A 19,770-nucleotide genomic window follows, 5' to 3' on the forward strand; every position below is an offset into this window, starting at 1 on the left:
GCGTGGCCGACGCGCGCCTTATCCTGTGCGCGATGTCCGCACCTTCCTTCCCCATCGCTTCGCTGCTGCCGCAGATCACCGCCTCGCTGGCCGACCATCCGCGCCTGGTGCTCGAGGCCCCGCCCGGCGCCGGCAAGACCACCCAGGTGCCGCTGGCCCTGCTCGACGCGCCGTGGCTGGAAGGCCGCAGGATCGTGATGCTCGAACCGCGCCGCGTGGCCGCGCGCGCCGCCGCCGGCTTCATGGCCCGGCAGCTGGGCGAGGCGGTGGGCGAGACCGTCGGCTATCGCATCCGCTTCGAGAACAAGGTCGGCCCGCGCACGCGGATCGAGGTCGTGACCGAAGGCATCCTCACCCGCATGCTGCAGGACGACCCGCTGCTGGATGGCGTCGGCGCGCTGCTGTTCGACGAATTCCACGAACGCCACCTGGCCGGCGACCTCGGCCTGGCCCTGGCCCTGGACGTGCAGGCCGGCCTGCGTGAAGACCTGCGCATCGTGGTGATGTCGGCGACGCTGGATGGCGAGCGCCTGTCGCAATGGCTGGATGCGCCGCGCCTGACCAGCGCCGGCCGCAGCTTCCCGGTGGCGGTGTCGCATTTCCCCGCGCGCCGCGACGAGGCGCTGGAGTCGCAGGTGCGCCGCGCGATCGAACAGGCGCTGGCCGAGCAGCCCGGCGACCTGCTGGTGTTCCTGCCCGGGCAGCGCGAGATCGGCAAGGTCGAAGCCGCGCTGGGCCACAGCCCGGCGCTGGGCCAGGCGCGCGTGCTGGCCCTGCACGGCGAGCTGCCGGTCGAGCGCCAGTCCGAGGTGCTGCAGCCCGATCCCGACGGCCGCCGCCGCGTGGTGCTGGCCACCAACGTGGCCGAGTCGTCGGTGACGCTGCCTGGCGTGCGTGTGGTGATCGACAGCGGCCTGGCGCGCGAGCCGCGCTTCGACCCCAACAGCGGCTTCTCGCGGCTGGATGTGGTGAGCATCGCCCAGGCCTCGGCCGACCAGCGCGCCGGCCGCGCCGGGCGCGTGGCCGAGGGCGTCGCCTGGCGGCTGTGGCCGGCCTCGCAGCGGCTCGAACCGCAGCGCCGCCCCGAGCTGGCCCAGGTCGAGCTGGCCGCGCTGGCGCTGGAGCTGGCCGCCTGGGGCAGCAACGCGCTGCGCTTCCCCGATCCACCGCCGGCCGGCGCGCTGGCCGCCGCGCGCGACCTGCTGCGCAAGCTCGGCGCGCTGGGCCAGGCCGGCACCATCACCGAGACCGGGCGGCGGATGCTGCGCCTGGGCACGCATCCGCGCCTGGCCGCGATGCTGCTGGCCGCGCCGGCCGGACCGCTGCGCGCCGTGGCCTGCGACCTGGCCGCCCTGATCGAGGCGCGCGATCCGCTGCGCCAGGCCGGCGACGGCCTGGCCGCGCGCTGGCGTGCCTTGGCGGCGTTCCGCAACGGACGCGTGCCGGGCGATGCGCACCGCGGCGGCCTGGCGGCCATCGACGCCGCCGCGCGCCAGTGGCGCCGCCGCGTGCGCGAGGACGCCAGCGCCCCGGCCGAACTGGACGCGCACGTGCTCGGCGATCTGCTCATCCACGCCTTCCCCGACCGCATCGGCTTCCGCCACGCGACCGATCCGCTGCGCTACGCGCTGAGCAACGGCCGCACCGCGCGCCTGTTCGACGACAGCAGCCTGCGCGGCGAGCCGTGGATCGTGGCCAGCGAGCTGCGCTTCGAGGCGCGCGACGGCCTGATCCTGCGCGGCGCGCCGGTGGACGAGGCCGCGCTGCGCCAGGCCTTCGCCGCGCGCTTCTCCACCGGCGACCACGTGCGCTGGGACGCGGATCGGCGCGCGCTGGTGGCTCAGCGCGAGACGCGCTTCGACGCCATCGTGCTGGACGCGCGCCCGGCCGGCCGCGTCGACCCGGCGCAGGCCGCCGGCGCGCTGACCGAGGCGGTGCGCGAACTCGGCCTGGACGCGCTGCCGTGGACGCCGGGCCTGCGCCAATGGCAGGCGCGCGTGCAGAGCCTGCGCGCCTGGATGCCCGAGCTGGCGCTGCCCGACCGCTCCGATGCGGCCCTGCTGGCCACGCTGGACCACTGGCTCAAGCCCGCCTTCGCCGGCAAGACGCGCCTGGACGCGCTGGACGAGGCCACGCTGGGCGAGGCGCTCAAGTCCGGCCTGGACTGGCCCCTGCGCCAGCGCATCGACGCCCTGGCGCCCACCCGCATCGCCGTGCCTTCCGGCCTGGAGCGGCCCATCGACTACGGCCTGGAACACGACGGCAGCCCGCGCGCGCCGGTGCTGGCGGTCAAGCTGCAGGAGCTGTTCGGCCTGGGCGATACCCCGCGCATCGCCGACGGGCGCGTGCCGCTGACCCTGCACCTGCTCTCGCCGGGCGGCAAGCCGCTGCAGGTCACCCAGGACCTGCGCAGCTTCTGGGCCAACACCTATGCCGAGGTGCGCAAGGAAATGAAGGGCCGCTATCCCCGCCATCCCTGGCCCGACGACCCCTGGAGCGCCACCGCCACCCACCGCGCCAAGCCGCGCGGCACCTGAGCCCCTTCTTCTCGCGTTCGCGCCCACCTGTAGAGCGGAGCTTGCTCCGCTGGGGCTTTCCCTACGACCCGAACGAAGAGCAGCGGAGCAAGCTCCGCTCTACAGGCAGGCCGCTGCGAGATTTGTCGAGACGGTTGCTCCTACCCGAGAGCCAATCCCAAGCGAATCCCGGCATTCAGCCTGCGGCAGGCCTCGCGGCGTGGCGCACACAAGCCTTCCACACCGTGGCCGGGACACTGGCCGCCTGTCATCACCCAAGGGGGTCCCCCATGAGCAAGTTCTCCGACATCAGCGATCGCGCCCTGGAAACCGCCCTGGATCTGGTCCACCAGGCAGGCGACGGCCTGCGTCATGCCGGCAGCAGCGCGCGCGACCTGTTGCCCTCGCGCAGCTCCAGGGCCGCCAAGCTGTTCAAGAGCAGCGCCGCGCTGGGTGCGGTGCGCACCGGCGGCAAGGTCGCCGGCAACTTCGTCAAGCGCAATCCGGTGGCCGTGGGCGCCGCCGCCGCGGTGGGCGTGGGCCTGATCGGCTATGCCGTCTATCGCAAGTACAAGGAAAAGCAGGGCGAGCCGCTCAACGGCAGCGCCCGGCGTCTGGAGCCGGCGACCACCCGCGGCAATGCCGGCGTGCGTTCGCGCTCGACCCGCTACAGCCGCGTGGCGCCGAAGGCGACCCCGGCCAAGGACTAAAGGTTTCACGCTGAGTCCTCGGCCGTCGCGCCGCAACGGCGGTAGCGGCGGCCGAGCCAGCTTCTCACCGACACCCGGCCCTTCGCCGGGTGTTCGCGTTTTGGGCGTTGTCTGCTTCAGCCCTGCACGACGCGCCATTGCCCCGGCTGCAGGCCATCCAGCGCGATGCCGCCCATCGCCACGCGCACCAGCCGCAAGGTGGGCAGCCCCACCGCCGCGGTCATGCGCCGCACCTGCCGGTTGCGGCCCTCGCGCAGGGTCAGCGCCAGCCACGCATCGGGCACGGTCTTGCGCACCCGCACCGGCGGATCGCGCGGCCACAGCGCCGGCGGCGGATCGAGCCGGGCCGCGCGCGCGGGCAGGGTGGGGCCATCGTTCAACACCACGCCCTCACGCAGTGCCTGCAGCTGCGCGGGCTGCGGCGTGCCTTCCACCTGCACCCAGTAGGTCTTGTCCTGCTTGTGGCGCGGATCGGTCAGCCGATGCGCCAGTGCGCCGTCATCTGTGAGCAGCAGCAGGCCTTCGCTGTCGTAGTCGAGCCGGCCGGCGGCATAGACGTCTTTGGGCAGCCCGAAGCCGGCCAGCGTCGGCCGCGGCGTGGCGCTGCGGTCGGTGAACTGGCACAGCACGTTGAACGGCTTGTTGAAGGCGATCAGCACGGCGAAGCGGCGCGGGGGTGCGGGGGCCGCGCATTATCTCCCCTGCGCAGCGACCCCATCACGAGGATCGCAGCGCGGGTGCCGCTACCTGCGGAACTCGGTCGGCTTCTCGAGCTGCACGATGGCCTCGTTGAGATCGTCCACGCGCGCGGCCAACACGGCCTGCGCGTCGTACAGGCCGCGGTTGTAGAAGTAACCGCCGATCTCCTCGGCGAAGAAGTCCAGCAGGAACTCCGCATCGAAGCGGCCGATCTCCTGTCGCAGCTCCTGATCGAAATACAGCTGGATCCGGCGCACGATCGCCGCCTTCTCCTCGGCCTCGAACCGGATCGCGGCCACCGCTCAGGGCTTGATGAAGCGCAGCGTCATGCGGTCGCTTTCGCCGATGGCGCGGTACTTGGCGTCGTCGGCCGGCGGATGCTTGTTGGTCGGCGGCAGGGTCCACACGCCACCGGGATAGTCCTTGGTGTCGCGCGGGTTGGCGTTGATCTCGCTCTGCCCCTCCAGCCGGAAGCCGGCCGCGGTGGCCAGCGCGATCACCTGCGCCTGGCCGACATAGCCGCTCTTGTCGTCGTCGGCCACGTCGCCCTTGGCGCGATGCTCGACCACGCCCAGCGTGCCGCCGGGCTTGAGTACGGCATAGAAGCCCTTGAACATCGCCTCGGCGTTGTCGGCCATGCGCCAGTTGTGCACGTTGCGGAAGGTGAGCACCACATCGGCCGAGCCGGGCGGGCCGAACACCGGGGCGGCCGGCGAGTAGCGCACCAGCCTGGCCTTGCCGTAATGCGCCGGATCGGCGTCGAACAGCGCCTGCAGGCTATCGGCGGCCTTCTGCTGGTAGGCGCGCGAGGATTCGGCCACCGCCGCCGGGTCGACCACTGCGGCGATGTACTGGCCTTCGGCCTGCAGGTAGGGCGCCAGGATTTCCGAGTACCAGCCGTTGCCCGGGGTGATCTCGATCACCGTGTCATGCGGCTGCACGCCGAAGAAGGTCAGCGTCTGGCCCGGATGGCGGTACTTGTCGCGTTCGACATTGTCCGGCTTGCGCCAGCTGCCATCGATGCTGGCCTGCAGCGCGGGCGCCACAGAGGACGGCGGACTCGACTGCTGTGCGAGGGCCACCGGCGCCAGCGCGGCGCACAGGGTGAGAACGGCAAGCGATCTGCGCATGAGCACATCCCATCAGCGAAGGTGCGCGCGAGCCTAGCATGTCGTGTGGACGTCACCAGGCGTGGACGCGGCGTTAAACGCCCGCGGCCTACCGTGGGCTGTCCTTGTTGTTTCCCCACGTTCAGGACAGGAGTGCCACATGACCATTTCGCAACGTCCGCTCGGCAGGAGCGGCCTCACCGTCGCGCCGCTGGCCTTCGGCGGCAACGTGTTCGGCTGGAGCGTCAAGGACGCGGCCGGGACGGCGAAGCTGCTCGATGCCTTCGTCGACGGCGGCTTCAACCTCATCGACACCGCCGACGTGTATCCGGCCTGGGTGCCGGGTAACCGGGGCGGCGAATCGGAGACGCTGATCGGCCAGTGGCTCAGGTCCAGCGGCAAGCGCGACCAGGTGGTGATCGCCACCAAGGTCGGCAAGTGGGACGAGCTGCCCGGCCTGTCGCCGGACAATATCGAGACCGCGGTGGACCAGTCGCTCAAGCGCCTGGGCGTGGACACCATCGACCTCTACCAAGCGCATGCCGACGACCCCTCGATCCCGCTGGAGGCCACGCTGGGCGCCTTCGCGCGGCTGATCGAGAAGGGCAAGGTCCGCGCGATCGGCGCCTCCAACTACAGTGGCGAGCGCCTGGCCGAGGCGCTCGAGGTGGCGCAGGCCCAGGGCCTGCCGCGCTACGAGACGCTGCAGCCGGAGTACAACCTCTACGACCGGGCCGATTACGAGCAGACGCTGGAGCCGCTGGCCAAGGCGCATGGGCTGGGCGTGATCAACTACTACGCGCTGGCATCGGGCTTTCTGACCGGCAAGTACCGCGACCCGGCGGATGCGTCCAAGAGCCCGCGTGGCGAAGCCGCGGTCAAAAAGTATCTCAACGAGCGCGGCCGCCGGATCCTGGCGGCGCTGGACGAAGTGGCCGCCCAGCAGCGCGCCAAGCCCGCGCAGATCGCGCTGGCCTGGCTGATGGCGCGCGACTCGATCACCGCGCCGATCGCCAGCGCCAGCAGCGTCGAGCAGCTGCACGAGATCCTGCACGCGGCGCAGCTAACCCTGACCCCGGAGCAGATCCAGGCGCTGGACCAGGCCAGTGCGCCCTGACGCGGGCGTAAACCGTTGCGCGGCGTGAAGGTTTGCCGGCACCGCGTCCACCCGCGCATGACGAGGCCGGATGGACATTCCGCAGCGCGCCGCCGCCTTAGCATCGCGGCGCGAGGAGGCCGTCGTGAGCGTTGCGCATCGCTGGTTCATCCAGCCCGGACCGTCCCACGAGTCCGAGGATTTCCTGCCGCTGCCGCCGGGCAGCGGCGAACCGCCGTGTCCGGTCCAGGCCGGTGACCCGCCCGAGCGCCGCGAAGACGAAGGCCCGCCGCAGCTGCATTAGCGTGGGCGCCATCGCCGCTTTCGATCGCGTCGCCGCCTTTTTGTAGAGCGGAGCTTGCTCCGCTGCATTTCGGTTGGAGCATTGGGAAGGCCCCAGCGGAGCAAGCTCCGCTCTACAGGGGGGCCTTTGGGGGCGGTTGCAGCGCGCTTCCCGGGTTCAGGCGCGCCATTCCGAACCACTGCCGGCCGCCGCCCGTGACCGCGCGCTCACTCGTGTCTCGACAGATGGCACCGACCGGGTGCAGCCTTGGCTGTTTGGAGCCCCCGAGGGCTTGGCATCCCCGGGGCATGGCCTAGAATGGCTGTAAACGTTTTCATGGCGAGACCGGATGTCGAATTCCGAACGGATTGAAGCCCTCATCGCGCAGATGACGGTCGAAGAGAAAGTGGGCCAGCTGGGAATCTTTGCCGACGCGCTGCGGCCGTTCGCCCCGGACGTGAACCCGGAGGCCAACGCGCTGGACGCCGCGCAGGTGCGCGAAGGCATCCGCGCCGGGCGCATCGGCGCGCTGTTCAACGGCGTCGGCGCGGCGCAGGGGCGCGAGGCCCAGCGCATCGCGCTGGAGGAGTCGCGCCTGGGCATCCCGCTGCTGTTCGGCTCGGACGTGATCCACGGCATGCGCACGGTGTTCCCGATCCCGCTGGGCGAGGCGGCCAGCTTCGAGCCCGACCTGGCCCGGCGCACCGCGCGCGCCACCGCCGTGGAAGCCACCGCCGCCGGCATCCACTGGACCTTCGCCCCGGCCGTGGACATCGCCCGCGACCAGCGCTGGGGCCGCGGCGCCGAGGGCGCCGGCGAGGACGTGGTGCTGGGCTGCGCCTTCGCCGCCGCGCGCGTGCAGGGCTTCCAGGGCCAGGCCGGGCTGCAGGCCGAGGACTGCCTGCTGGCCACGCCCAAGCACTTCGCCGCCTACGGCGCGGTGGCCGGCGGCCTGGAATACGCCAGCGTGGACATCTCCGAGCAGACCCTGCGCGATGTGCACCTGCCGCCGTTCAAGGCCGCCTTCGATGCCGGCGCGATCACGGTGATGAGCGCCTTCAACGACATCAACGGCGTGCCGGCCAGCGCCAACCGCTGGCTGATGACCGACCTGCTGCGCGGCGCCTGGCAGTTCCCCGGCCTGGTGGTGTCCGACTACACCGCCGACATGGAACTGATCGCGCACGGCTATGCCGCCGACGAACGCGACGCCACGCGCCGCGCGTTCACCGCCGGCCTGGACGTGAGCATGCAGAGCGGCTTCTACCAGCGCCACCTGGGCGCGCTGGTGGAGAGCGGCGAGGTGTCGATGGCGCAGCTGGACGAGGGCGTGCGCCGCGTGCTGTGGGTGAAGGAGCAGATCGGCCTGTTCGACAATCCCTACCGCTCGCTCGATGCCGCGCGCGAGGCCGACACCACGCACCTGGCCGAGCACGAAGCGCTGGCGCGCGACGCGGCGCGGCGTTCCATCGTGCTGCTGAAGAACGACGATGCGCTGCTGCCGCTGCGCAAGCAGGGTCAGAAGATCGCGCTGATCGGCCCGTTCGTGCGCGACCGCGACAACATCGAGGGCTGCTGGACGCTGTTCGGCGACAAGTCGCGCTACGTCACCCTCGAGGCCGGCGTGCGCGCCGCGCTGGGCGGGCAGGCGCAGCTGATCGTCGAAGACGGCTGCGCGCTGGAAGCGGCGATCGAGGGCGGCATCGAGGCCGCCGTCGCCGCGGCGCAGGCCAGCGACGTGGTGGTGCTGGCCATCGGTGAGCCGCAGCGCTACAGCGGCGAGGCGCAGTCGCGCACGCAGATCGTCGTGCCGGCCGCGCAGCAGGCCCTGGCCGAAGCGCTGGCGGCGACCGGCAAGCCGCTGGTGGTGCTGCTGCGCAACGGCCGCGCGCTGGCGCTGCAGGGCGCCGTGCGCGACGCGCAGGCCATCGCGGTGACCTGGTTCCTGGGCAGCCAGACCGGGCATGGCGTGGCCGACGTGCTGTTCGGCGACTACAACCCCTCGGCCTGCCTGCCGGTGAGCTTCCCGCAGGACTCTGGCCAGCAGCCGCTGTTCTACAACCACCCGCGCACCGGCCGTCCCGAGCTGCCCGACGTGCACGAGTACAAGTCGCGCTGGCGCGAGTTCACCGCCGACGCGCTGTATCCCTTCGGCCACGGCCTGTCCTACACGTCCTTCGCCTACGGCACGCCGCAGCTGTCCACGGCGCAGCTGGGCTGGGACGAGACGCTGGTGATCACCACCACCGTCACCAACACCGGTGCGGTGGCGGGCGAAACGGTGGTGCAGCTGTACGTGCACGACCGCGTCGCCAGCCGCGTGCGCCCGGTGCGCGAGCTCAAGGGCTTCAACAAGATCGCGCTGCTGGCCGGCGAATCGGCGCAGGTGCAGTTCCAGCTGGACCGCCATCTGCTGGCCTTCACCGGCACCGACCTGGTGTTCGGCGCCGAGCCCGGGCTGTTCGACCTGTGGGTCACCGACTCGTCGGCCAACGGCAGCGCGGTGCAGTTCGAGCTGCTGGCGCCGAAAGGCTGATCGATCCGCCGGGCGCCGTCATGGCGGCGCCCGGCGATGACGCAACGGCAATCGCGGATCGCGCCGATTATCTCGGCGCCCCGATTATCTTTAAAAAGTGCTTGCGCACCGATTATGTGCGGTGTATCGTGCGCGCCCATCGCAGGACGCTCCTGCGTTTTAATCCAGTCAATCCAAGCTCATGAACTTCCAGCCCCGCCACCAGATCATCCGCATGACGCAGCTGCTGCGCGTCGCGGGCCTGCGTGCGCTGGAAGCGGCGCACGGCGCGCACAAGGCGGACAACCGCTGACGCCGGTCGACTCCACGGGAGATCGGCCACCGGCGATCTCCCGAGGCACTGCGAATGCCCTCGGGTCTTGAAAACCCGGGGGTTTTTTCTTTCCAGGCATTCGCAAAGGCTTTTGCGTGCGACCTCGCACAACCCACCAACATGGCTTTCCGATCCGGAACCGACAGGTTCTGCCCTGGAGCATCCAGGGCGTGCTGGCGCACGCCCTGAGGCAAGGGCGCGGCTGCAACCGGCGCATGTGCGCCGCGTGGTGATGCTCCAGCGCGGGTGGCGCGGGGCGGGAATTCATCATTAACTCGTCCGATTAACTGGATCGGACGCACCACATTATCCGCGGATCTGCGCGGGTAATCGGGGACGTATTGCCTGATGTTTCCAGCGGCCCGGATTTTGATTCCGGCCGGTGCGCGCGGCGCTGCCGTGGCGTATGCCGGAAGCACGCAGGAATGCGGCCACGACGATGCGGGCGGTAGCTCACCTGGAGAGAGCGCCGGGGCGACCCGGAGGGTCAGGTTCGACACCTGGACGCCCACCACTGGATAGCTCAGTTGGGTAGAGCAACGGACTTGTAATCCGTCAGTCGCGGGTTCGAATCCCGCTCCACGCTCGCAAGAGCACATGACCTTTCACGTCATGACACCGGGCGCAAGCCCATCAGGAAACACCCCGTGCGCAAGCGGGGTCGCCCCGGTGAAGGACCGCCGGGCGACAGGCGCGGCGCAGCGGCGGTCGCACCGGGCCGGGGCCCGCGTGGGTCGCGGCGACGGAGGTCGGAACGTGCGCATCGCAATGCATCGCGGTGCGTGCGCTGCGGCGCCGTCGGCCCCGGCACACCGCGCGCCTCACGCTCCGTGCGGTCGACGTCCAGGGGTGTTTCCACCTTCTTCCTTCTGCCTGCGGCGCGGTGCCGCAGGCGCCGTCCGCGCGTCTTCGTCGATCTGCGCGCGGGCCTGCCTCCTTCGATCGACGACACCAGACCACAAGGAGAAAGTGCCATGTTCTGGACCAAGCGGGTCGTGATCGGTGACGGCGAACGCGGCCTGGTGTTTGCGGATCGTCAGTTCCAGCGGGTGCTCGGCCCGGGCGTGTACCGCCTGTTCGACGCCTTCAACAAGATCGAGGTGCGCGTGCATCCCACCGTGCCGGCCGAGTACGCCGGCAAGGACAGCGAGGTGCTGAGCGCCGCGCTGGGTGCGCGCCTGGACGCGAGCTTCGTGCTGGCCGACCTGGGCGCCGATGAGGTCGGCCTGGTCATGAAGAACGGCAAGCTCGAAGACGTGCTGCCGCCCGGCACGCGCAAGCTGTACTGGCGCGGTCCGGTCGACGTCGAAGTGCGCGCGCTGCCGCTGACCGCCGGCCTGGAAGTCCCGGCCGAGGTCATGCGGCGCCTGCGCCAGCTCGGCGCGCTGTCCAGGCAGGCGGTGGTGGCCGATGTGCCGGCGGAGTTCGCCGGCCTGGTGTTCATCGACGGCAAGCTGGCGCGCACGCTGGCGCCGGGCAGCACGGCCTTCTGGAACTTCCAGAAGAACGTGGTCGTGGATCTGATCGACCTGCGCGTGCAGGCGATCGAGGTGCAGGGCCAGGAGCTGCTGACCCGCGACAAGGTCTCGCTGCGCGTCAACCTGGCCGCCAGCGTGCGCGTGACCGACCCGGTCGCCGCGCGCACCAAGGTGGCCAAGTACGTCGACCAGCTGTACCGCGAGCTGCAGCACGGGCTGCGCAAGGTGGTCTCGTCCAGGACCCTGGACGAACTGCTGGGCGACAAGGCCGGGCTGGATGCGGAGATCTTCGCCGCCGTGCGCGGCAAGCTCGACGCGTTCGGCGTGGAGGTGCTGGGCGTGGGTATCAAGGACGTGATCCTGCCCGGCGAGATGCGTCAGATCCTCAACGGGGTCGTGCAGGCGGAGAAGCAGGCCCAGGCCAACCTCATCCGCCGTCGCGAGGAGGCCAACGCGACGCGTTCGCTGCTCAACACCGCCAGGCTTGTGGACGAGAGCCCGGTGCTGATGCGCCTGAAGGAGCTGGAGGCATTGGAGAAGGTGACCGAGAAGATCGATCGCCTGACCGTGTTCGGCGGCCTGGATGGCGTGCTCAAGCAACTGGTCACGCTGAAGTAGCAACACCCCGGGCGCGCCGCAAGGACGCGGCGCGTGCGGGTTCAACCAAGGATCGAGGTGAAACAGATGAGTACATTCGAATTGCTGCACGCCGAGGGCAGCGCCACGCCGATCAAGGGCTGGGTGCGCGGTGTGCCGCTGGAGGAACAGGCCCACGCGCAGCTGCGCAACATCGCCGCCATGCCCTTCGTCGGGCCATGGGTGGCGGTGATGCCGGACGTGCACCTGGGCAAGGGCGCGACGGTCGGCTCGGTCATTCCCACGCAGGGCGCGATCATCCCGGCGGCGGTCGGCGTGGACATCGGCTGCGGCATGGCGGCCGTGCGCACCACGCTGCGCGCCGAGGACCTGCCCGACAGCCTGGCCCAGTTGCGCAACAGCATCGAGCGCAGCGTGCCGGTCGGCAATGGCCGCGGCGGCGAACACCACAGGCTGCCCGACAGCATCGGCACGCGTGTGGCGCAGTCGGGCTTGGCCGCGCGCCTGGATGCGATCAAGGCCAGGCACCGCAAGATCCGCACCGACAAGCTGGACGGTCAGCTGGGCACGCTGGGCGGCGGCAACCACTTCATCGAGCTGTGCCTGGACGAGACCGGCGCGGTGTGGGTGATGCTGCACAGCGGCTCGCGCGGCACCGGCAACCTCATCGGCACGTACTTCATCGAACGTGCGCGCGAGCAGCTGGCGCATCGCGTGCTCGGCTACCACGTGCCGGACAAGGACCTGGCCTTCTTCATGGAAGGCGAGCCGCTGTTCGACGACTACGTGGAGGCGGTGTCGTGGGCGCAGGACTACGCCCGCGAGAACCGCGAGGCGATGATGGCGCGGGTGCTGGCCGAGATGCGTCACCGTCTGCCGAAGTTCCAGTTGCAGGCACTGGCGGTGAACTGCCACCACAACTACGTGCAGAAGGAGACGCACGCAGGGCAGGAGCTGCTAGTGACCCGCAAGGGCGCGGTCAGCGCCAAGGCGGGCGAGCTGGGCATCATCCCGGGCAGCATGGGCACGCGCAGCTACATCGTGCGTGGCCGCGGCAATGGCGAGAGCTTCCACAGCTGCAGCCACGGCGCCGGCCGCGTCATGAGCCGCACCCAGGCACGCGCCAGCATCACCTTGGCCGAGCACCGCCAGGCCACCGCCCACGTCGAATGCCGCAAGGACCAGGGCGTGATCGACGAATCGCCCGCCGCCTACAAGGACATCGACGCGGTGATGGCGGCCCAGGCGGATCTGGTGGAGGTGGTCCACACGCTGCGCCAGGTGTTGTGCATCAAGGGCTGACGCGTATCGTCGGCCCACTGAACGGCTGCCGCGAGGCGGCCGTTCTTTTTTGCGCCTTCCTGCCGCTACCAACGCGGCCCGTGGTCCGCGCTCAGCGCGCGTCCTTCTCCGGCAGGCGCCAGTCGAGGATGGCGCGGGCCAGGGCATGCTGGTCCGGCGGCAGGCGCACGCGCAGGTCGTGGTAGGGCAGGTCAGCCTTGCCGTCGAACCAGGCCAGCCCGTCCACCGACAGGGCGCCGGCCTGGCTGTGGTAGCCCAGGGTGTGCGGGCCCAGCACGGTGGTCTTCAGGTCCGGGCCCGCGCCTTCGTAGACGAAGAAGTCTTCCTTGCGCCCCTGCTCGCGGGCCTGGGGGAAGAAGGCGCTGGCCGCGCCGACCGCGCAGCCCACGCAGGCGCCGGCGTCGTACAGCGAAACCTCGCCCTGGCCGTCCTCGGCAAGGAAGGCGATCGAAGCCGAGCCGTCCACGCCCAGCGCGCCGCGTACCGGCTGCCAGCCGCGTGGCACCAGCAGCCAGCCGCGCGGGGTGGACCAGGCGGTGAGCCGGGCGGCCAGAGCGGGAGCCAGCGTGGCGTCCAGGGTCAGCGGCGGCGCGTCCGCGGTGCTCCAGCCGCTGTCTTCCATCGGATCGACCGCGATGAGCAGCATCGCCGGCAGGCGCACGCCGTTGTTCAGCGCCAGCTCGCCCAGCGCGCGGCTGCGCGGCGTGGCGTCGGCGGGCGCGCGTTCGGGCGGGGTGTCCAGGCGATAGATCTCGGCCTGGGCCAGGCCGGCCAGGAGCAGCAACAGCAGCCCGCTGCAGGGGCGCAGGAAGGACGGGAGCGACATCGGCATCGACTCACAGGGGCGGCGTGCGCGGAGCATAGGCAGCCGGTTTGGCGGGCGTGTGTCGCCCGCGGTGGCTGCTAGCGCAACAGCCAGTCGCGCAGAGCGCGGCTGACCGCGTCGGGCTGCTCCAGCGGGCTCAGGTGCCCGCACTGCGCCACCCGCACCAGGGTGGCGTCGGGCAGCAGGGCGGCCATCTGTTCGTGCACCGCCGGCGGGGTGATCGCGTCGTGCTCGCCGACCAGCACCAGCGCCGGCCCGGCGAAGGCGCGCAGCACCGCGCTGCCATCGACACGCGCGAACGCGCTCTGGCGCAGGAAGACCTCGGCGCCCAGGCGCTGGGTCATGCCGCGGACGCGCGCCAGCAGCGCGGCATCGCCGTGGTGCGAAGGATCGGTATAGGCCCGCATCAGCGCCTCGCCGAAGCCATGGAAGGCGCCGCGCCGGACCGCGGCCTGCTGCGCGCGACGTTGCTCGGCGCGGGCCGGCGTGTCGGGCAGGTAGGAGGTGTCCAGCAGCGCCAGTCGCGTGACCCGCTGCGGGGCGATGCGCAGGATCTCCTGCGCCACGTAGCCGCCCAGCGAGAAGCCGGCCAGGGCGAACGCCGGCGGCGCGGCCGCCAGCACCTGCTGCGCCACCGCGTGCAGGCTCTCGCCCTGGGTCAGGTCGCCGACCTGGCAGTCGGCCAGGTCGGCCAGTGCCTCCAGCTGCGCATGCCACAGCTCGGCATCGTTGAGCAGGCCGGGCAACAGCAGCAGCGACTCGCGTGCGCTCATGCCTTGGTCGGACGGCGCATGTCGAACATGGCCTCCGGGCCCACGCGCACATACGCGCCGGGTCCGCCGGCGCGCAGGATCGGCGTGGCCGCGGCGGTGTCGTACACGCCATCGACCAGGAAGCGCCGGTCGATGTGCACGCCGACCACCTCGCCGAGCACCAGCCACTGCGGCAGCGCCTGGCCCTGCGCGTCGTTGAGCTGGATCAGTTGGGTCAGCCGGCACTCGAAGGCGGCCGGCGTGCCGGCCACGAACGGCGCATCGACCACGCGCCCGGGCAGGGCCTCCAGGCCGCTGCGTTCGAACTCGTCGACCTCGGCCGGGAACGGCGCCGAGCTCTGGTTCATCTGCGTGGCCTGCGCGGCGGTGGCCAGGTTCCAGGTGAACACCCCGGTGGCCTGGATGTTGCGCACGCTGTCCTTCCAGCCCGAGCTGCTGAAGCCGATGAGCGGCGGCGTGTCGCCGAAGGCGTTGAAGAAGCTGTAGGGCGCCAGGTTGCGCACGCCTTCGGGCGAGACCGAGCCGATCCAGCCGATCGGCCGCGGCGCGACGATGGCCTTGAAGGGATCGTGCGCCAGGCCGTGGCCGTCGGCGGGGCGATAGAAATGCAGGTCGGGCACGCGCGGGTCCAGGACGACACCAGGGACGCACAGCATGCCTGCGCGCGCGTGCCGATGCCGGCAACGCCCGCGCCCGGCGTCCCGCTATTTGAGATACGAGCGCAGGATCTTGTTCACGGCGGCGACCTCGGCGCGGCGCGCGGCGGGGTTCTTCTCCTCGGCCACGTGCGACTGCATATGGCCTTCCAGCACCTCCAGCAGCAGGCTCTGCGCCGCGCCGCGGATGGCGGCGATCTGGGTCAGCACGGCCAGGCATTCCGGTTCGCCGGCCAACGCCTTTTCCAGGGCGGCGACCTGGCCTTTGAGGCGCTTCACGCGCGGGGTCAGGCGCGGGGCGTCGTGGATCACATGCGACATGGGGCCGGGCTCGTGTATACCATGGGGGGGTATCCTACACCCCGGACCCGGCCCATGTCCCTCGATCACGCGCTGCATGCGCATCGCCACGACCACCAGTTCGTCACCGGCAATGCCGCCGGCGAGCGCAACACCCGCCGCGCGGTGGTGCTGACCGCGCTGATGATGGTGGCCGAGATCGCCGGCGGCTGGCTCTTCAACTCGATGGCGTTGCTGGCCGATGGCTGGCACATGAGTTCGCACGCGCTGGCGCTGGGCCTGTCGCTGCTGGCCTACGCGGCGGCGCGGCGCTATGCGCGCGACGCGCGCTTCGCCTTCGGCACCTGGAAGATCGAGATCCTCGGCGGCTACACCAGCGCGGTGCTGCTGCTGTGCGTGGCGCTGCTGATGGCCTGGCAGTCGGTGCAGCGCCTGGTCGATCCGCTGCCGATCCGCTACGACCAGGCCATCGTGCTGGCGGTGCTGGGCCTGGCGGTCAACCTGGTCTGCGCGTGGTGGCTGAAGGACGACCACACCCATCACCACCACGGGCACGACCACGGCCACGCGCATCACCACGACGACCACCATGCGCATGCCCACGGCGATCACGACCATCACGCCGACCTCAACCTGCGCGCCGCCTACCTGCATGTGCTGGCCGACGCGGCCACCTCGGTGCTGGCGATCGCCGCGCTGCTGGCCGGGCGCTTCTTCGGCGCGGCCTGGCTGGACCCGGTGATGGGCATCGCCGGCGCGGTGCTGGTCACGGTGTGGGCCGTGGGCCTGCTGCGCGCCACCGGCCGGGTGCTGCTGGATGCGGAGATGGACGCGCCGGTGGTGGAGGAAGTGCGCGAGGTGGTCGCCGCGCTGCCGCAGCCGACGGCGATCAGCGACCTGCATGTGTGGCGCGTCGGCCGCGGCCAGTATGCGGCGATCGTCTCCCTGGTCAGCGCTGCCGGGCTGTCGCCGCAGGCGGTGCGCGCGGCGCTGGCCGTGCATGAGGAGCTGGTGCACGTCACGGTGGAGATCAATGCCGCGCAGGTCGCCTGATCCGCAGGCTGTGTGTCGCTGGCAGCAATCGCCACCCAAATCTCGGTAGAGCGGAGCTTGCTCCGCTGCTCTTCGTTCGGGTTCGTGGGGAAGGCCCTAGCGGAGCGAGCTCCGCTCTACAGGGGGAGCCATCGCGATGACTTCCACAACCGTGCAAGCCTCAGCCGCGCGGGGCCAGTGCCGAGGCCACGCTGCGGGCGCGCGGATCGTCGAACGGGCTGACCACCGCGAAGCTGGCATCGCCGCGCGACCAGTACTGGGCGAGCAGGTCGCCGTCGCGGCGCTGTCCGGGCCGGCGGAACCAGCCGCCCGGGCGCACGTACAGGCCCAGGCGCGTGCCCTGTGCGTCGGCGTAGACCAGCATGGCCGCCGCGCCCTGTTCGGTGGACAGGCGCTGGCCGCCGACCAGGTGGAAGCCCTGAGCCGAGAGATCGGGCACCCGGTCGAGCGCGCCGAAGTGCAGGGCCAGCCAGTCGCGCAGCTGCGCGGGCGAGGCGCTGTCCAGCGAGGCCAGGGTGTCGCTGGTGGCGAACAGCCGGTAGGCGGCCACCGCATCGGCCATCGGCAGGCGCGCGACCGGGTTCTGCGCCTGCTTCGCCTGCCAGCCCAGGCCGACGCCGACGCACAGCGACAGCGCCATCGCCGCGGCCATGCCCAATCGGGTGCGGCGCCGCGCGCGGACCTGGCGGCGCAGGCGGGCCGGGTCCAGCAGCGGATTGGCCGGCCAGTGTTCGGGCAGCGCCTGCTGCACGCGCAGGCGTTCGGCATCGCGCTTCCAGTCGGCCACCACCGCCGCACGCTCGGGGTGGGCGGCCAGCCAGCGCTCGATTTCGGCGCGCGCGCTCGCGTCGAGCTGGCCGTCGACATAGGCGTGCAGGTCCGCTTCGCTGGGCGCCAGATGGATCATCGCAGCACCTTCAGCGCCGGCCGCGCCGGCTTGGGTTCGGTATCGCTGGCCGCGCGCAGCGCCTGGCGCGCGCGGGCCAGGCGCGACATGACCGTGCCGATCGGCACGCCCAGCGTGTCGGCGACCTCGCGATAGCTGAAGCCCTCCACGCTGACCAGCAGCAACAGCGCGCGCTGTTCGGCCGGCAGGGTGTCGAAGGCCGCCAGCGTGGCGTGCCAGGCGGCCACGCGTTCGGCCGAGGGCGCGGTCTCGGCATCGTCACTGCCGAACAGCTGCGCCAGCCGCCGCCAGCGCTGGCCGCGGCGGTGTTCGTCGATGAACTGCCGGTAGAGGATCGAGAACAGCCAGGCCTGCAGCGCATCGGGCGTATGCCGGCGGCGGGCGTGGAGCAGTGCGCGTTCCAGCGTGGCCTGGACCAGATCGTCGGCCGCGGCGGGCTCGTGCACCAGCGAGCGCGCGAACCGGCGCAGACGCGGGATCAGCGTGCGCAGCGTGGCGTCGTCGAGATCGGTGGGGGTGGGCATGGCGGCCAGGCGTCGCGGGGATCTGGGTAGGACGAACCAGAGCGCAGGGTATTCCCGAATGGCAGGCTTTGCGTGAGCAGCGGGTCTGGAGCTGCATGGACCTCCAGACCCGCTGCGAACCGCCCCCTCCCTTTCGCGCAGCGAAGGGGAGGGCTGGGGAGGGGTGCTTTTGCCTTTGCTGACGTCTGCAGCGAGAAGCAACAACAAGAGCACCCCACCCCCTCAGTCGCTAGGTCGCGACTTCGAGCTCCCCTTCACGCTGCGCGCGAAAGGGAGGGAGCAAAAGAACGCTGCGGCGCGATGCGGGAATAAATCCCCCGCCGCGACGTCCTACCTGCACTCCCCAGCCATCGCCAGGTCCGCCCATGTCCCAGCCCCCTGCTCCCCCGCCCAAGCGCAGCGCCGTGCCCGCGCTGGCCGGGATCGCCGCCATCGTCGCCGTCCTGGCCGTGGCCTTCGCCTGGGTCGGCGGCTGGTTCGGCCGCGGCCTGACGCCGCAGCAGATGACCGACACCATCGAGGCCGGCAAGCCGCATCCAGGCTTCCGCCGTGCCCATACCAAGGGCGTGTGCGTGGCCGGCGCGTTCACGCCCAGCGCGCAGGCGCCGCAGCTGTCCAAGGCGCGCGTGTTCACCCAGCCCAGCACGCCGATCCTGGGGCGGCTATCGATCGGCGGCGGCGATCCGCATGGCGCCGACAGCCAGGCCCGGGTGCGCAGCGTCGCGCTGCTGCTCAAGACTGATGACGGCCAGGAATGGCGCACGGCGATGAACAGCTTTCCGTTCTTCGTGGTCGCCACACCGGAAGGCTTCCAGGCGCAGAACCGCCTCGGCGCCCGATCCGGCCACCGGCAAGCCGGACCCGGCCAAGATGGCCGCGTTCCTGGCGCAGTATCCGGAAGCCAAGAAGTTCCTGGCCTGGGCCAAGTCGGCGCCGTGGTCTAACAGCTGGGCCAATACCCAGTTCAACGGCGTCAACAGTTTCTGGTTCACCAATGCGCAAGGCGAGCGTCATGCCGTGCGCTGGTCGTTGCGGCCGCAGGCGCCGTTCGAGGCGCTCAGCGAAGCGCAGCGCGCGCAGTCCGACGCGGACTTCCTCAGCGAGGAGTTCGATACGCGTCTGGCCAAGGGCCCGGTGAAGTGGGATCTGGTCGTCACCGAGGCCGGCGACGGCGATCCGATCGACGATCCCTCACAGCCCTGGCCCGACGACCGCACCCAGGTCGTGGCCGGCACGGTGACCTTCACCGCCACCTCGCCGCAGGACACCGGCGCCTGCCGCGACATCAATTACGACCCGACGGTGCTGCCCGATGGCATGGCGCCGTCGAAGGATCCGATCCTGGCGGCGCGCTCGGCGGTGTATTCGGTCTCGTTCAACCGCCGCGAGCACGAAATCGGCACGGGCCAGGCGCCCGAAGCCACCGGCGCCGCGAAAGGAGACGCGAAATGAACCGCTACGGGCACTTCGACGCGCTGGCGCGCGCGCTGCACTGGCTGATGGCCGCGATGATCCTGGCGATGCTGTTCATCGGCGCCGGCATGGTGGTCTCGCTGGCCTGGCGGCCGACGCTGCTGGACCTGCACCGGCCGCTGGGCATCGCGATCCTGCTGCTGGTGATCGTGCGGCTGATCAACCGGCTGCGCAGCCCGCCACCGCCGCTGCCGGCCGACCTGCCGGCCATCCAGAAGCTGGCCGCGCACGCCTCGCACTGGCTGCTGTATGGGCTGATGTTCGCCATGCCGCTGATCGGCTGGGGGATGCTGTCGGCCGGCGGCTATCCGATCGTGCTGTTCGGCGGCGTGCATCTGCCGCCGATCGCGCCGCACAGCGCCGACCTGTATGCGCTGCTGCGCCCGGCGCACACGGTGCTGGCCTATGTGCTGTTCGCCACCGTGCTGGGCCATCTGGCCGCCGCGCTGTTCCACGCCTGGGTGCGCCGCGATGGCGTGTTCGCCAGCATGGCGCGCAGCGGGAAGCGGTAAGCGGTGAATGGTGTGGTGGAGCAACTGTCTCCGCAGGCGTCGGAGATGCGAGCTTGGCCGCCTCCCTTTGGCCGCAGGCCAAGGGGAGGGCTGGGGAGGGCTGGGGA

Annotated in this window: 18 protein-coding genes, 1 tRNA gene and 1 pseudogene; 11 read left to right on the plus strand and 9 right to left on the minus strand. The window is 71.1% G+C overall.

Annotated elements, in window-relative coordinates; all coding sequences use genetic code 11:
• Positions 1 to 32 precede the first annotated feature (32 nt).
• Positions 33 to 2,537, plus strand: coding sequence for an ATP-dependent helicase HrpB (gene hrpB, locus WFQ05_RS06830; RefSeq protein ID WP_337053205.1), 2,505 nt, complete (start codon positions 33 to 35; stop codon positions 2,535 to 2,537).
• A 269-nt stretch (positions 2,538 to 2,806) separates the two neighbouring features.
• Positions 2,807 to 3,226 carry a hypothetical protein gene (locus WFQ05_RS06835; protein ID WP_337053206.1) on the plus strand — a complete coding sequence of 140 codons (420 nt, stop codon included), beginning with the start codon at positions 2,807 to 2,809 and terminating at the stop codon, positions 3,224 to 3,226.
• Between the two features lie 116 nt (positions 3,227 to 3,342).
• On the opposite strand, the gene WFQ05_RS06840 is transcribed toward WFQ05_RS06835, so the two are convergent.
• From WFQ05_RS06840 to WFQ05_RS06850, 3 genes are all read right to left on the minus strand, one after another.
• Complete coding sequence (locus tag WFQ05_RS06840; protein WP_337053207.1) at positions 3,343 to 3,885, minus strand: pseudouridine synthase; 543 nt, start codon at positions 3,883 to 3,885, stop codon at positions 3,343 to 3,345.
• Positions 3,886 to 3,969: 84 nt separating this feature from the next.
• Entirely contained in the window at positions 3,970 to 4,224 is a 255-nt protein-coding gene (locus tag WFQ05_RS06845; protein ID WP_130524155.1) for a DUF2164 domain-containing protein, read from the minus strand.
• Between the two features lie 3 nt (positions 4,225 to 4,227).
• Positions 4,228 to 5,055 carry a methyltransferase gene (locus WFQ05_RS06850; RefSeq protein ID WP_337053208.1) on the minus strand — a complete coding sequence of 276 codons (828 nt, stop codon included), beginning with the start codon at positions 5,053 to 5,055 and terminating at the stop codon, positions 4,228 to 4,230.
• A gap of 139 nt (positions 5,056 to 5,194) precedes the next feature.
• On the opposite strand from WFQ05_RS06850, the gene WFQ05_RS06855 reads away from it, so the two are divergent.
• From WFQ05_RS06855 to WFQ05_RS06880, 6 genes are all read left to right on the plus strand, one after another.
• On the plus strand, positions 5,195 to 6,151 hold the full coding sequence (locus WFQ05_RS06855; RefSeq protein WP_337053209.1) for an aldo/keto reductase: 957 nt from the start codon (positions 5,195 to 5,197) through the stop codon (positions 6,149 to 6,151).
• 124 nt (positions 6,152 to 6,275) lie between these two features.
• Positions 6,276 to 6,434: a hypothetical protein gene (locus WFQ05_RS06860; protein ID WP_165394622.1), complete on the plus strand. Its 159-nt coding sequence runs from the start codon at positions 6,276 to 6,278 to the stop codon at positions 6,432 to 6,434.
• 328 nt (positions 6,435 to 6,762) lie between these two features.
• Positions 6,763 to 8,949 (plus strand): beta-glucosidase BglX, encoded by a 2,187-nt coding sequence (gene bglX / locus WFQ05_RS06865; protein ID WP_337053210.1) that lies wholly within the window; start codon positions 6,763 to 6,765, stop codon positions 8,947 to 8,949.
• Between the two features lie 756 nt (positions 8,950 to 9,705).
• Positions 9,706 to 9,776 (plus strand) — tRNA-OTHER (locus WFQ05_RS06870).
• Between the two features lie 460 nt (positions 9,777 to 10,236).
• Positions 10,237 to 11,358: a slipin family protein gene (locus WFQ05_RS06875; protein ID WP_130520315.1), complete on the plus strand. Its 1,122-nt coding sequence runs from the start codon at positions 10,237 to 10,239 to the stop codon at positions 11,356 to 11,358.
• Positions 11,359 to 11,424: 66 nt separating this feature from the next.
• Positions 11,425 to 12,639, plus strand: a complete 1,215-nt coding sequence (locus WFQ05_RS06880) for an RtcB family protein (RefSeq protein ID WP_337053211.1) — start codon at positions 11,425 to 11,427, stop codon at positions 12,637 to 12,639.
• A 91-nt stretch (positions 12,640 to 12,730) separates the two neighbouring features.
• Here the strand turns inward: WFQ05_RS06880 and WFQ05_RS06885 are convergent, their stop codons facing one another.
• The 4 genes from WFQ05_RS06885 to WFQ05_RS06900 all read right to left on the minus strand — a co-directional run bounded on the left by WFQ05_RS06885 (position 12,731) and on the right by WFQ05_RS06900 (position 15,215).
• Positions 12,731 to 13,465 (minus strand): DUF4850 domain-containing protein, encoded by a 735-nt coding sequence (locus WFQ05_RS06885; protein WP_337053212.1) that lies wholly within the window; start codon positions 13,463 to 13,465, stop codon positions 12,731 to 12,733.
• Positions 13,466 to 13,542: 77 nt separating this feature from the next.
• Entirely contained in the window at positions 13,543 to 14,238 is a 696-nt protein-coding gene (locus WFQ05_RS06890; protein WP_337053213.1) for an alpha/beta fold hydrolase, read from the minus strand.
• Positions 14,235 to 14,858: a flavin reductase family protein gene (locus WFQ05_RS06895; protein ID WP_337053214.1), complete on the minus strand. Its 624-nt coding sequence runs from the start codon at positions 14,856 to 14,858 to the stop codon at positions 14,235 to 14,237. Before WFQ05_RS06895 ends, WFQ05_RS06890 begins: the two co-directional genes overlap by 4 nt.
• 84 nt (positions 14,859 to 14,942) lie before the next feature.
• Positions 14,943 to 15,215: a metal/formaldehyde-sensitive transcriptional repressor gene (locus WFQ05_RS06900; RefSeq protein ID WP_130520305.1), complete on the minus strand. Its 273-nt coding sequence runs from the start codon at positions 15,213 to 15,215 to the stop codon at positions 14,943 to 14,945.
• Between the two features lie 54 nt (positions 15,216 to 15,269).
• Between WFQ05_RS06900 and dmeF the strand changes: the two genes are divergently transcribed.
• Positions 15,270 to 16,247, plus strand: coding sequence for a CDF family Co(II)/Ni(II) efflux transporter DmeF (dmeF, locus tag WFQ05_RS06905; RefSeq protein WP_337053215.1), 978 nt, complete (start codon positions 15,270 to 15,272; stop codon positions 16,245 to 16,247).
• Between the two features lie 160 nt (positions 16,248 to 16,407).
• Here the strand turns inward: dmeF and WFQ05_RS06910 are convergent, their stop codons facing one another.
• On the minus strand, positions 16,408 to 17,154 hold the full coding sequence (locus WFQ05_RS06910; RefSeq protein ID WP_130534167.1) for an anti-sigma factor: 747 nt from the start codon (positions 17,152 to 17,154) through the stop codon (positions 16,408 to 16,410).
• Positions 17,151 to 17,678, minus strand: a complete 528-nt coding sequence (locus WFQ05_RS06915) for an RNA polymerase sigma factor (protein ID WP_337053216.1) — start codon at positions 17,676 to 17,678, stop codon at positions 17,151 to 17,153. The genes WFQ05_RS06910 and WFQ05_RS06915 overlap by 4 nt, the downstream gene beginning before the upstream one ends.
• A 365-nt stretch (positions 17,679 to 18,043) precedes the next feature.
• Here WFQ05_RS06915 and WFQ05_RS06920 point away from each other — a divergent pair.
• Positions 18,044 to 19,130 (plus strand): annotated as a pseudogene (locus tag WFQ05_RS06920) (catalase family peroxidase).
• On the plus strand, positions 19,127 to 19,663 hold the full coding sequence (locus tag WFQ05_RS06925) for a cytochrome b (RefSeq protein ID WP_130532205.1): 537 nt from the start codon (positions 19,127 to 19,129) through the stop codon (positions 19,661 to 19,663). The pseudogene WFQ05_RS06920 and the gene WFQ05_RS06925 overlap by 4 nt, the downstream one beginning before the upstream one ends.
• Positions 19,664 to 19,770: the final 107 nt, after the last annotated feature.

Source organism: Pseudoxanthomonas sp. USHLN014 (genome assembly GCF_037153335.1).
Lineage (GTDB): Bacteria > Pseudomonadota > Gammaproteobacteria > Xanthomonadales > Xanthomonadaceae > Pseudoxanthomonas_A > Pseudoxanthomonas_A winnipegensis.

Bases quoted from the DNA above. Each gene is read 5' to 3' on its own strand.
- hrpB (WP_337053205.1), top strand. From the start codon at position 33: ATGTCCGCACCTTCCTTCCCCATCGCTTCGCTGCTGCCGCAGATCACC.
- WFQ05_RS06835 (WP_337053206.1), top strand. From the start codon at position 2,807: ATGAGCAAGTTCTCCGACATCAGCGATCGCGCCCTGGAAACCGCCCTG.
- WFQ05_RS06850 (WP_337053208.1), bottom strand. From the start codon at position 5,055: ATGCGCAGATCGCTTGCCGTTCTCACCCTGTGCGCCGCGCTGGCGCCG.
- WFQ05_RS06855 (WP_337053209.1), top strand. From the start codon at position 5,195: ATGACCATTTCGCAACGTCCGCTCGGCAGGAGCGGCCTCACCGTCGCG.
- bglX (WP_337053210.1), top strand. From the start codon at position 6,763: ATGTCGAATTCCGAACGGATTGAAGCCCTCATCGCGCAGATGACGGTC.
- WFQ05_RS06875 (WP_130520315.1), top strand. From the start codon at position 10,237: ATGTTCTGGACCAAGCGGGTCGTGATCGGTGACGGCGAACGCGGCCTG.
- WFQ05_RS06880 (WP_337053211.1), top strand. From the start codon at position 11,425: ATGAGTACATTCGAATTGCTGCACGCCGAGGGCAGCGCCACGCCGATC.
- WFQ05_RS06885 (WP_337053212.1), bottom strand. From the start codon at position 13,465: ATGTCGCTCCCGTCCTTCCTGCGCCCCTGCAGCGGGCTGCTGTTGCTG.
- WFQ05_RS06890 (WP_337053213.1), bottom strand. From the start codon at position 14,238: ATGAGCGCACGCGAGTCGCTGCTGCTGTTGCCCGGCCTGCTCAACGAT.
- WFQ05_RS06900 (WP_130520305.1), bottom strand. From the start codon at position 15,215: ATGTCGCATGTGATCCACGACGCCCCGCGCCTGACCCCGCGCGTGAAG.
- dmeF (WP_337053215.1), top strand. From the start codon at position 15,270: ATGTCCCTCGATCACGCGCTGCATGCGCATCGCCACGACCACCAGTTC.
- WFQ05_RS06910 (WP_130534167.1), bottom strand. From the start codon at position 17,154: ATGATCCATCTGGCGCCCAGCGAAGCGGACCTGCACGCCTATGTCGAC.
- WFQ05_RS06915 (WP_337053216.1), bottom strand. From the start codon at position 17,678: ATGCCCACCCCCACCGATCTCGACGACGCCACGCTGCGCACGCTGATC.
- WFQ05_RS06925 (WP_130532205.1), top strand. From the start codon at position 19,127: ATGAACCGCTACGGGCACTTCGACGCGCTGGCGCGCGCGCTGCACTGG.